Here is an 11,649-nt window from a genome sequence, read left to right as displayed (position 1 = left end):
TGAGATTTTTACTTTTTTACTTCTTTACTTCTTTACTTTTTTACTTCTAAATCATTTCGCCTTTTCCAGGCTGCTGCGCTTCGTGCGGTGGTAGCTGCGGTAGTCATCAAGTTCTATCTCCACATCGGGCTCATGGAGCTCACCGTCACGGGGCAGCTGGAACTTGAGATACTTGATGTTCAATCCGCGCTCGATCCACATCGACTCATAATAGGTCTGTATGGAGAGGATTTTCTTCGTCTCCTCGTCGATGCCCTCCGTATGATAGAGGTCCTCCGTACGGAAGAGAACGGGCAGATGATTCTCCTTCACCATATAGTCGGTGTAGGTGAAGAGGAAGTTGGAGTCGGTCTTGAGATGGATGATGCCGCCGTCGACGAGAAAATGGCGGTAGCGGTTCATGAAAAAGGTACTTGTCAGCCGTTTCCGTGGGTTCTTCATCTGCGGATCGGAGAACGTCAGCCAGATCTCCTTCACCTCATCCTCGGCGAAGAAGCGGTCGATGATCTCGATATTCGTACGCAGGAAGGCGACGTTCTTCTGTCCTTCCGTGAGGGCTTTCTTCGCGCCCGTCCACATCCGCGCGCCCTTGATGTCGACACCGATGAAGTTCATCTCCGGATAGAGCTTCGCCAGTTCCACGGTATATTCACCCTTGCCACAGCCCAGCTCGAGGACGATGGGGTGGTCATTATGGAAATATTGTTCGTTCCAATGTCCTTTCATCTCAAAAGGCACATCACTGATGACGGAGAAAGGATATTGGAAGACATTCTCGAATGTCTCCATCTCCGCAAATTTCTCGAGTTTTCCTTTACCCATTATGTCGTTCTTTCAAATATAGATTCCTTCTTTTTGTATTCTGTCTCTGAGTGTATGGTTCATATGCTCGCGGACTCTTACTAAATCAACCTTAGAACCAAAAAGGTTCTCTAAATCTGTTTGGATGAGTTCCAAAGTAATCAAAGAAGGAGCCTTCCCTTCATAGCAGACATCGACATCACTGTCCTCAGTCTGTTGACCTCTGGCAACAGAACCGAAGATTCCGATCTTTGTCAAACCGTATTTCTGATAGGCAGTGGACTTGTATCCTTTGAGGATAGTCAATATTTCTAATGTCGATTTCATCTTTGTTATCTCCTTTCTTCGCTACAAAGTTAAGGAAAAGTTTTCAAGAAAACAAATTATCAGTGTCAAAAATTTTTGCCCTTCTCTGTAGAAATACAAAAACGGCCACCCTTATGGAATAGGAGTGGCCGTTGTTTATGATGATATGATGATTTTATTCAATCACAACCGTTGTCCAGCCGTGCTTGTCCTCAACGGTACCATACTGGATGCCGCGGAGCGTCTCGTAGAGCTTCGTAGACCACGGTCCCGGCTTGTCACCGAAGGAGTATTTCTTACCCGTGGCGAGGTCGTCGAGCTCGGAAATCGGGGAGATGACGGCGGCAGTACCGCAGGCACCAGCCTCCTCGAAGGTCGGCAGTTCCTCCTCGGGAACGGGACGGCGCTCCACCTTCAGGCCGAGGTCCTCAGCGATCTGCATCAGACTCTTGTTCGTGATAGACGGCAGGATGGACGTGCTCTTCGGCGTGACATACGTGTTGTTCTTGATACCGAAGAAGTTGGCAGCGCCACACTCGTCGACATACTTCTTCTCCTTGGCGTCGAGGTAGAACTCAGAGCCATAGCCCTTGCCGGCGGCGAACATGTGGGCGCGCAGGGAAGCGGCATAGTTGCCACCCACCTTATAACGGCCCGTTCCCAGCGGAGCGGCACGGTCGTAGTCACGCACGATAGCATATTTGTTGCAGGCGAAACCACCCTTGAAATACGGACCTACCGGCGTGACGAAGATCAGAAACAGATAATCCTTGGAAGGATGAACGCCGACCTGTGGACTGATACCGATGAGCAGCGGACGGATATACAGCGTGGCGCCACTCTCGTAAGTCGGGATATAATCCTGATTGAGGCGTACGACCTTCTTCACCATCTCCTCGAACATCTCTGTCGGTACCTGAGGCATCACGATACCGTCGCAGGTGCTCTGCAGACGGGCGGCATTGTCCTTGACACGGAAGACACGGACTTTTCCGTCCGGGCAGCGGTAAGCCTTCATTCCCTCGAAAGCTTCCTGGCCATAGTGCAGACAGGTAGCTGCCATGTGCATGTTGATGTACTCGTCGGAGCAAACTTCTATCTCACCCCATTTGCCGTCACGATAGTAACAGCGTACATTGTAATCTGTCTTCCGATAACCGAAAGTCAGATTACCCCAATCAAGATCTTTCATAACAATATGTTTTTATTATTCGTTGTTATTCTAATACTTTCGTGCAAAAGTACGAATATTTATTATATTATGCAACTTTTGCACTGACTTTTTGCAATCTTACCGACTTTTTTCCAGAATATACCGCCTCACGACTCTTTCTCCAGGAGTTTCTTGATTTCCGCGTCGGTCTTCGTGAGTTTATCGGTACATAACTTCACGAGCTGCTGCGCTTCCTTGAGTTTCTCGGTCAGCGAGTCGATGTCGAGCTCGTCATGCTCCATCTGAGACACGATCTCCTGGAGCCGCTGGATGGCTGTTTCGTAATTCATCATTGATATCTCTCTAATAGTTCCATATTCTTTTTCTTCGTCTCGTCCATGATGACAAAGAGGTCGATGATCCACCAGATCCCAAGTCCGCCGCACGTGATGAGCTTGAGCACGCCGAGACCAATCTCGCCGATATAGATGCAGGGCCTTCTGCATTGGCGTCCGGCCGTAGGTTATACTTTAATTATCATTGCAAAGTTATGAAATAATTGAGAGAAAAGCAAAAATATTCCTATTTTTTTAAATGACCTACAAAAGGAATTTACGCGGGTGCTTATTTCACGGGGAAGACATAGAACTCGCGGGCATTGTCGAAGTCAAGCATCCACTGGTCGGCGATGACCTCACTGCTGCGTGCCGTGATCGTCAGCGTATGCTGGCCCTCCGTCGGCGTGACGGGGACTTCGAGGATCATCTGTCCGGCCTGCCAGTCATCATCATTGGCGGTGATGGTGTACTGCATGGCGTTGTTGCCGTCATAGCTCACCTCTACCGTTTGGGTCTGCACCGTCGGCGTGAAAGCGATGCGGAAGAGCCCCGGCCGGTCGGCTTTCGCATAGAAAGAATAGGTGACGCTGCCGCCTTTGGGAATATAGATGGCACCGTTGCTGTGACCGAGGAGCGCGATGAGGCGGATATCGCCGGTCTTCGACGTATAGTCGCGGGCATTCATCGCCGTGACCTGACCGAGCTTACTGTCGAGATCGGCTACCTCATAGTCCTCGTCGTAAGTGTAACTGTTGATCTGTTTGTCGGTGAGCGTACCCGGGAGGACGGGAGCCTTCACCTCCGTCGTGCCGTTGTTCATCTGACGGTTCAGTGCCACGAGTTCACGGTAGGCTTTCATACTGTTGGCGGCAGCCTGCAGGGCCTCCGTGTCCTGATAGAAATTACCGGGACGGGCGATATTCCGCGCTTCCTGGGCCTGCAGCTCCATGCGTGCTGTCGTGGCGGCGGCATAGATGGGATATTTCACGAGATGGAGGAAGGCATCACGCTGGCGTGAGGGGATGATACGCTCGATATTATCGCAGCGGCGCTTGAGATCCTCGAAATCGGAGAGATAACGGTCGAGTTCATTGCCGAACTCACCCTCGTTGAACTCACGTCCACTGTCGTGGATGAGCTCGGGATGACAGATGCCCGTGAGCCGATAATATTCCGTGAAGAGGGGCTCGAGGCGGCGGGCATTATCCTGACCGAAATATTCGGCAAGCCAGTTTGTCAGATGGGCCTTGAGACCCTGGCGGTCGATATTCTGTTGGTTCCAGGCCATATCAGCATAGAGGCGCAGGTCGTAGCGCGTCGGCTCAATCTTACTCAGTGTGGCCCGCCACAGATCGGTATCCCCCTGATCATAGGCATAGGTGCCCATGGCATAGATGGCACCGGGCTGCATGGAGGAGACCCACAGCCGGTTCGTATTCTTGCCGAGGGCGGAGAGGTTGATGACGGCGGAGCGCGTGGCTTTATAACTGGGGTTGATGACGATCTCACAACTGTCGAGGATCTTACGGTGCATCTTCTGATGGAGGAAGGCCTGTTCCTGACGGTTGCTGCTGATATAGGCGTTGATGCCGAGACGCAGCAGGGTATGGCAGAGCTGGCTGTAGGCGGCATTGCTCTGGTTGGCATTACCGTCGAGGGAGATAGCGCGCAGACGGACCTGAGGGATCTGCACCGTACGGTAGTTGGTGTCGATGATCAGCCGTGTCGTATGGCCGCTCGTCGACTGTCCCTGGGCAGCGAGGCGGGAGAGCTGCAGAATGCCATAGGCCGTGCCACGGCCGTTGCTGCCTACTATAATAATGTGGGCGTTGCGGACGGCGATGAGGTACGCATCGGGGGCGGTGATGATCTTCTGATAGTCCATCTGTTCGGCAGCAAGCTGTTTGAACTCCTTGTTGCTGAGCTTGTCCAACTGGTAGATACGGACGACGCCGTCACTGCTCTTCTTGGCTTTATGGCCCGTCAGCGCAGCCATGTCACCCTCGAAGAGTTGGAGGGCGACGGCAACGGAGGTGGCATATTTCTTTTGTATCGTATAACCTACAGCGCCACGGCCGCCATACCATGTCCATGGTGCGGCGGGGCTCTGAAGGGTAAGGAGCAGAAAGGCTCCGGTGAGAATAGTCTTGAGTTTCATGTCTGCAAATTTACTCAAAAAAGGCAGGAAACGGAAATTAATTGACTTTTATTTGTATTTCTCCCTAAGTTTACTTAACTTTGCAATATCAAAAAATATATATAATATGATTACATTATATCCTAAATTGATCACGGATGCGCTGAAGACCGTGATCTATCCGGGTACGAAGAAGAACCTCATCGATAGTGAGATGCTCGCCGACCAGCCCCGTATCGACGGGATGAAGGTGACGATCATCCTGCAGTTTCCGCGTGAGACGGATCCTTTCCTGAAGTCTACGGTGAAGGCCGCCGAGGCCGCCATCCACTATCAGATCAGTCCTGACGTGGAGGTGACGGTGAAGACGGAGTTCAAGTCGAAGCCGCGCCCCGAGGTCGGTCATCTGTTGCCGGATGTGAAGAATATCATTGCCGTAAGCAGTGGCAAGGGTGGTGTCGGCAAGAGTACGGTCTCCGCGAACCTCGCCATCGCTCTGGCAAAGCTCGGTTATAAGGTGGGACTCCTCGACTGTGATATTTTCGGTCCTTCCATGCCGAAGATGTTCGGCGTGGAGGATGTGCGGCCGTATGCGGTCCATAAGGACGGCCGTGACCTCATCGAGCCTGTGGAGAAATATGGCGTGAAGATGCTGAGTATCGGCTTCTTCGTCAACCCCGATACGGCGACATTATGGCGCGGTGGCATGGCGACGTCAGCACTGAAACAGCTCATCGCCGATGCCGACTGGGGTGCTCTCGACTATTTCATCCTCGACACGCCGCCGGGGACGAGCGATATCCACCTCACGCTGTTGCAGACGCTCTCCATCACGGGTGCCGTCATCGTCTCCACACCGCAGAAAGTGGCGCTGGCCGATGCCCGTAAGGGTATTGACATGTACACGAATGATAAGGTCAACGTGCCCATCCTCGGTCTCGTGGAGAATATGGCATGGTTCACGCCGGCCGAACTGCCGGAGAACAAATATTATATCTTCGGAAAGGAAGGCTGTAAGAACCTCGCCAAGGAGATGGACGTGCCCTTGCTGGCGCAGATCCCCCTCGTACAGAGTATCTGTGAGAGTGGTGACGACGGCGCGCCCGCTGCCATGGATACGGCATCCATCACCGGCCAGGCCTTCATCAACCTCGCACAGGCTGTCGTCACCGTGACGAACCGCCGTAACAAAGAGAAGCCAAAGACGAAGATCGTACAGGTGAAAACCAAATAAATTTGTAAGGGTATAAAAATAAAAGACAGAGTAACAGATAAAACATATTCTGCGCAAGATATGTAAAATCTGTTACTCTGTCTTTTTTTGTCCTCTATGTTATTTCTTTTCTTTTTCTAACGCAATCTGTTCACGGATACGGCCGAGGCGTTCTTTCGCATGTTCGTGCGTCTTGTTGATCTGATAACGGTATACCAAACAGGTGGCCACAAGATAGACCACAACCTGGATCCACAGACCGATCAGTTCCGGTTCGATGTCATGGACATCGCCACCCATACTGGAGATACTCAGGAACCCGCGGATGCCAAAGGTGGACGGGAAGATGTAGGCCACCGCCTGCCATACCCCCGGCATGTTCGACAACGGCCACGAGATGCCACTCATGAAAAGCAACGGCACACTCGTGAAGATGACGAGCAGCATGACATTCTCTCGGTAGCGTACCATACAACTGAAACACATGCCGAAGAAGATGATGCTTAATATATAAGGTACGAGGAGCATCACCAGATCGATGCCATGGGAGAGGGCCGTGAAATGGAAGAAACGCGGCACACAGAGCGTGATATAGGCTGCCATAATACAATATACCATGAAATAGCACATCGCTTTTCCGAAGACGATACGGAAGATCCCATTATAATGTTTCGAGATCGGGACGAGATCCTGAAATCGGTTGTTCTCACGCGCCGTTCCCGCCGAGAGGCCGATGCCGAGCAGCAACGTCTGTTGGATGATGAGCATCAGCACACCGGGGAGGATGGCATTGCCGTAACCGCCCGTGGCATTGAACATCGGCACCTCATCGAAGTCCAACGGCTTCGTCGTCACCTCATCATCACGGTTTGTGAAGTCCGTCGTCGACTGCGCCTTCTGGATATTCGTGTTCAGCGCCGTCGCCACAGCCTGGGCACTTTGGTAGATGGCCTTGTAGTTGAGCATCAGACTCATGTCACAGTAGACACTCACCTTCGCCTGCTCACCGCGGTTCAGACTCTTCGCGTAGTCCTGTGGGAAATAGATGATGCCGTGGACAGCCTGTTTGCCGATGAGATCCTTCGCCTCGTTGATGGAGTTACACCAGTAGGCCGTCTTCACGCCCTCCGTGGCGTCGAGGTCACGAATAAACGTGCGGCTCTCATGACTGTGACTCTGGTCGACGACAGCCACGGGGACATCCTCCACCACCTCATTATTATAGATCCAGGAGTAGAGGAGGGGATAGCCGAGAGGGACGACGAGGCAGAAGAGGAACACGCCCTCATCGGTGAGGAGGGAGCGCGTCTCCTTGGCCCAGATATAGCACATGTCTTGCAGTCCCTGGAGAATCGTGGCAAAGAAACCGAGTTCTTTCCGTCGCTCCAAGTGGGGGACATGTGGGGTATAGCTTTGATTTTCTGTCATGACTTAAGGAATATAGACATACAACAGCATGGCCCGCTTGATATTGCGCAATACGAAGATCGGCAGGACGAGGAACAGCACCAGACAGCCCCAGTTGAACGCGGCATCACTCAACGGGAACCCATTGAAGATATTCATCTGATAAATCATATAGTAATGTCGCAAGGGGAAGAGCTGGGCCATGGCCTGGATCGGCGGGTCCATTGACGTGAGCGGGAACGTGGCGCCGCAGACGGAGAAACTCACTACGGACCACAGCGAACAGATACTCATCGACATGCGGAGACTCGGCATCAGGCCGAAGGCGAAGACGCCGAAACTCTGACAGGCCAGAACGACGAGCGTGCCGAGCAACAGGATCCGGCCCAGACCACCCGGGTGGGGGAAGTCGAGATAGCCGAAGACATAAAACAGATAACTGTAGAACACGCAGAGGAGGATCAGCGTCTGTGGCAGCAACTTTCCCGTCAGGGCCACGAAGACATTATTGTCAGCCATGCGCATCCATTCCTTCGAGCGGTTGAACTTCAGCTCCGTTCCCAACGAGTAAGGCGTGAGCAGGAAGGTGAAGATCAACAGGATTCCCGGCAACATGGATGTGCTGAGGTATACATTGTAGTTCGCCCACGGGTTCTCGATCATGTGGAGGTCAATGGCGATCGGCTGCAGAAAAGCCTGTATCTCCCGGGAGGTCTTGCCGATGGCACTGAGCTTCTGTATGCCTACGGCGGCACTGCCGAGGGAGGAGATCGTCTTCAGGTCGCGGAAGAGCATGTTGCCGGCGACCATCACCACACTACTATAATAGAAGGAGATCTTCGGCTGGTCACCACGCACGAGCTTCTTCGTCGTGCCATCGGGGATGTACAGAAAGGCATAGATATCCCCTTTCTGGATGGCGTCGCGCGCCTCGTCGACATTGTCATAATAGGCTACGATCTTCGTCGTCTGAAAGGCATCGAGGCGACGCTCCAGTGCGCGCGTCGTCGCCGTATGGTCCTCGTCGACGACACCACAGGGCATGTCAGTGGGCACGCCTTCTCCCATCAGGGTGGTGAAGAAGGCTACCACGATGAGGGGGAATACCACCAGGCAGAATCCGTAAATTGGATTCCGCCACATATACCGGCATTCCCTGATGGCTATCTGATAGATCTGCTTGAATACGTTCACGGCAAGTCCCTACGTTTACGGAACATGATGAATCAAGTCCCTACGTTTACTTTTTTACTTCTTTACTTTTTTACTTTTTAATGATCAGCGACATTCCCGGGCGCAGACCGTCCCATTTATTGATGGGGCGGGCCTTGACCTCGAAAGTCTTCAGGTCATACTGCCCCGTCGTCTTCGTCGCCTTCCATACGGCATACGACCCTTCGTCCTTGATGGAGTAGACCTTCATTTTCAGGTCTTTGTTGAAGGCGGGGACGAATGCCGTGAAGGTGTCACCATTGCGAAGACCGTGGAGCTTGTCCTCACGGATATTGAACGTGCCCCACATATCGTCCATCATCGAGATACTCATGATCGGACTGCCCATGCCGACGAGTTCGCCGACCTTCGGATAGATCTCACTGACCTCGCCCTCTACCTGGGCGATCTGTACCGTCTCTTTCAACAACCCCTTGATGACACCGACGGCACTCTCCGCTGCCTGCGTGTTATGGGCGGCAATCTGTTTCTCTTGCGTGCGCGCGCCCTCACGGGCAATGGCCAGCTGACTCTCGGCAGCCTGTACCTGCGCCTGTGTGGCCTTATAGGCAGCGAGGGCCTCGTCACGCTTCTGACCTGTCGTGACACCCTCATTATAGAGGTTCTGCATACGCTGATAGGTCTTGCGCGCAATCTCCTCGGCAGCCTTCTGCTGGGCGACGAGCTGGGCGGCGGCATCGACGGCTTCCTTGCGTGAACCGGCATCGGTGAGGTCCTGCATGGCTTTCGTGGCGGCACCGGTAGCCTCGGCGACTTTCTTCTGGGCATCCATCTCGGGGACCTCTAAGATGGCCAACGTATCGCCGACATGGACGTAGTCGCCTTCCTTGACCCTCAGCTCCACGATTCTTCCGGGGAGCTTACTGGATACACGGTATTCACTGACATCGATCTGTCCTTCCTGGACCTCGTCATCCTTGCCAAGGGTGAAAAAACCGATGAGGCCGACGATGAACACGACGATGGTGAAGCCCAGTACGGCCAAAAGGATGTTGTTATGCTGTGTTTTAGCTGACATAATATGTTGTTTTTTATCCGTTATCTATTCTCCATTTTCTATTCTCCATTCTCCATTCTCCATTATCCGAAGGATCATAGGTTGCCCAATGCTTTCTGCAGATTCGATTCGGCGAGACGGACATCGACCTCGGCGTCGATCTTCTGACTCTGTGCCTCCTGCCACGCTGTCTGGGCAGCCATCACGTCGGTGGTCTGCATGACACCCTCCTTGAATCCAAGGTTGGCACAGCGGAGGTTCTCTTCCGCACTCTTGATATTCTTCTCTGCCGTGATCAGGCGCTTGCGGGCCTCACGGAGACGATAGCGGCTCTGCGACACCTGCAACTGGATCTTCTCCCGGGTGTCGTCATACTCGAGTTGTGCGATATTCGTGGCGGCACGGGCGGCACGGACCTTATAGGCGCCCTCGCCCCAGTTCCACAGGGGAATCTGTACGGTAAGGCCGATATTCCAGACGCCTCCGAAATTCCGCTGGAAGCCATTGTATACATTCGGGTTACTGACCATATAGCCGCCTGTGGCGAAGACATGGGGCAGATAGACGGCACGGACAACCTTCGTGTTCTGCTCCGTGAGGTCGATGGTGTTCTGCAGCAAGCGCAGCTCCGGCCGGTTATTGCTCAACGAGTCACTGAGATCATCGACCGTGGTGGACGGCACATAGGAGAGATCATTCCGGTCCTCATCGGCCAGCGTGATGCCACTGGCGTCATCCATGGGAAGGCCACAGAGTTGGCAGAGGAGCATGCGCGAGAGCGACAAGCCGTCCTCGGCCTTCGTGACCATCATGTCGGATTCGTTGACGCGGACATCGACCTTCAGGCCGTCGGCACGTGTGGCAACGCCATTCTTGATCATCTTGTAGACATCATCGTCGAGCTTCTTCACAAGGTCACGGTACTGTTCGGCGAGCTTCAACTTCTGTTTCAGCGACACGACCATCCAGTAACTCTGGTCTATATGATATAAGGTGTTCTGACGCGTCAGGTCCTGGTCGTTCTGTGTCATGCTGACACTGATGTCGGCCATCTTGTTGGCGGCGATGATGCCACCACCCATATAGACGGGCTGACGGACCATGACGGCAGCGCCGAAGACATTATGCGTATTCGTCTTGAAGGCATCGACGATATTCTGGCCGTCACTGTTGAGATCGTTGATGAAAGGCTGGGCGAACGTGTTCAACTGACTCTGCAGGTCGGAGCCCAACTGACCCATGTTCTTCTGCAGGTTGGTGATGACATCCTGACTGACACCCTGCTGCTGCAGGTAACTGGTGATGTTCTGTACACCTTGTTTATACATATCACCGAGATGCCCCTCACCACGCTGGGCGATGTTCGTACCGAGATTGCTCAGTGCGCTCTTCTGATCCTTATTTAATAAGGAGATCTCACGACTGAAGAACTGATACGTGCCCAAGGCGTCTACTTTAGGCAGATATTTCGTACGGGCAGCCTTCTTGACATTCGTGGCGATGTCCTGTTTGACGCGGCTCACGGTGTATTGCTTGTTGTTGCGAAGGGCAAGGGCCCGGCAACTGTCCAGTGTCAATACCCGTTGGGCACCGGCAGGCACCAGGGCCATCGTGGCTAATGAAAATAATATGATTCTTCTCATAATACTTGTATTCACGTTGCAAATTTACGACTTTATTTTTGATTTCCGAACAACTCTTTGTTTCGAAACGGCAAAATTTATCATATTTGATAGTTTTTAGGAAGAATAGACCAACAAACGTTCTAAATGTCTCATAATTGATTTATATCAAGAGCGTGCATTTTTCTTGAATTTTTCTTCAAAAAGTTTTGGAGGTTTCCGAAAAAGTTCATACCTTTGCACTCGCTTTTGAAAACAAGCACACTGCCAAAAGCGTGGTGGTTAAGGATAAAGCACTGAGAAAGAGTTCTTTGAAAAGATTACATAAGACAGAAAGAAAGTAGTACAAGAAGGAAACCTGTCAATCACATGAAGGTTTTACGACTCAATACTTCGAGTATGGATATTCACCCTGAGAACAGACAAACAAGGGTAAGAAAGC

The 11,649-nt window shown here is 52.4% G+C and carries 10 protein-coding genes and 1 pseudogene; 1 reads left to right on the top strand and 10 read right to left on the bottom strand.

Annotated features, from left to right (window positions below):
* Positions 1 to 51 precede the first annotated feature (51 nt).
* The 6 genes and pseudogenes from trmB to G604_RS0109255 all read right to left on the bottom strand — a co-directional run bounded on the left by trmB (position 52) and on the right by G604_RS0109255 (position 4,756).
* Positions 52 to 822, bottom strand: coding sequence for a tRNA (guanosine(46)-N7)-methyltransferase TrmB (gene trmB / locus G604_RS0109275; protein ID WP_028910312.1), 771 nt, complete (start codon positions 820 to 822; stop codon positions 52 to 54).
* Between the two features lie 12 nt (positions 823 to 834).
* Positions 835 to 1,128: a nucleotidyltransferase family protein gene (locus tag G604_RS0109270; protein ID WP_028910311.1), complete on the bottom strand. Its 294-nt coding sequence runs from the start codon at positions 1,126 to 1,128 to the stop codon at positions 835 to 837.
* 154 nt (positions 1,129 to 1,282) lie between these two features.
* Positions 1,283 to 2,299, bottom strand: coding sequence for a branched-chain amino acid aminotransferase (locus G604_RS0109265; protein WP_028910310.1), 1,017 nt, complete (start codon positions 2,297 to 2,299; stop codon positions 1,283 to 1,285).
* 128 nt (positions 2,300 to 2,427) lie between these two features.
* Positions 2,428 to 2,613, bottom strand: a complete 186-nt coding sequence (xseB, locus tag G604_RS0109260; protein WP_036905197.1) for an exodeoxyribonuclease VII small subunit — start codon at positions 2,611 to 2,613, stop codon at positions 2,428 to 2,430.
* Positions 2,610 to 2,747, bottom strand: a pseudogene (locus G604_RS15260) (TM2 domain-containing protein); the annotation flags it as partial. The pseudogene G604_RS15260 and the gene xseB, both read right to left, overlap by 4 nt.
* A 137-nt stretch (positions 2,748 to 2,884) precedes the next feature.
* Positions 2,885 to 4,756, bottom strand: a complete 1,872-nt coding sequence (locus G604_RS0109255; protein ID WP_028910308.1) for a glycosyl hydrolase 115 family protein — start codon at positions 4,754 to 4,756, stop codon at positions 2,885 to 2,887.
* Between the two features lie 109 nt (positions 4,757 to 4,865).
* On the opposite strand from G604_RS0109255, the gene G604_RS0109250 reads away from it, so the two are divergent.
* On the top strand, positions 4,866 to 5,969 hold the full coding sequence (locus G604_RS0109250) for an Mrp/NBP35 family ATP-binding protein (protein WP_028910307.1): 1,104 nt from the start codon (positions 4,866 to 4,868) through the stop codon (positions 5,967 to 5,969).
* Positions 5,970 to 6,068: 99 nt separating this feature from the next.
* Here G604_RS0109250 and G604_RS0109245 read toward each other — a convergent pair whose 3' ends face one another.
* The 4 genes from G604_RS0109245 to G604_RS0109230 all read right to left on the bottom strand — a co-directional run bounded on the left by G604_RS0109245 (position 6,069) and on the right by G604_RS0109230 (position 11,228).
* Positions 6,069 to 7,280: an ABC transporter permease gene (locus G604_RS0109245; protein ID WP_051220346.1), complete on the bottom strand. Its 1,212-nt coding sequence runs from the start codon at positions 7,278 to 7,280 to the stop codon at positions 6,069 to 6,071.
* A gap of 99 nt (positions 7,281 to 7,379) precedes the next feature.
* Complete coding sequence (locus G604_RS0109240; RefSeq protein ID WP_028910305.1) at positions 7,380 to 8,549, bottom strand: ABC transporter permease; 1,170 nt, start codon at positions 8,547 to 8,549, stop codon at positions 7,380 to 7,382.
* A gap of 70 nt (positions 8,550 to 8,619) precedes the next feature.
* On the bottom strand, positions 8,620 to 9,606 hold the full coding sequence (locus G604_RS0109235) for an HlyD family secretion protein (RefSeq protein ID WP_028910304.1): 987 nt from the start codon (positions 9,604 to 9,606) through the stop codon (positions 8,620 to 8,622).
* 74 nt (positions 9,607 to 9,680) lie between these two features.
* Entirely contained in the window at positions 9,681 to 11,228 is a 1,548-nt protein-coding gene (locus tag G604_RS0109230; protein ID WP_028910303.1) for a TolC family protein, read from the bottom strand.
* Between the last annotated feature and the right edge of the window lie 421 nt (positions 11,229 to 11,649).

This window comes from Prevotella sp. AGR2160 (genome assembly GCF_000424185.1).
Classification (GTDB): domain Bacteria; phylum Bacteroidota; class Bacteroidia; order Bacteroidales; family Bacteroidaceae; genus Prevotella.
This window is presented reverse-complemented; position numbering and strand designations above follow the sequence as displayed.

Coding starts and splice junctions, on each gene's coding strand:
- xseB (WP_036905197.1), bottom strand. CDS start 2,613: ATGATGAATTACGAAACAGCCATCCAGCGGCTCCAGGAGATCGTGTCT.
- G604_RS0109230 (WP_028910303.1), bottom strand. CDS start 11,228: ATGAGAAGAATCATATTATTTTCATTAGCCACGATGGCCCTGGTGCCT.
- G604_RS0109270 (WP_028910311.1), bottom strand. CDS start 1,128: ATGAAATCGACATTAGAAATATTGACTATCCTCAAAGGATACAAGTCC.
- trmB (WP_028910312.1), bottom strand. CDS start 822: ATGGGTAAAGGAAAACTCGAGAAATTTGCGGAGATGGAGACATTCGAG.
- G604_RS0109255 (WP_028910308.1), bottom strand. CDS start 4,756: ATGAAACTCAAGACTATTCTCACCGGAGCCTTTCTGCTCCTTACCCTT.
- G604_RS0109235 (WP_028910304.1), bottom strand. CDS start 9,606: ATGTCAGCTAAAACACAGCATAACAACATCCTTTTGGCCGTACTGGGC.
- G604_RS0109245 (WP_051220346.1), bottom strand. CDS start 7,280: ATGTGCTATATCTGGGCCAAGGAGACGCGCTCCCTCCTCACCGATGAG.
- G604_RS0109265 (WP_028910310.1), bottom strand. CDS start 2,299: ATGAAAGATCTTGATTGGGGTAATCTGACTTTCGGTTATCGGAAGACA.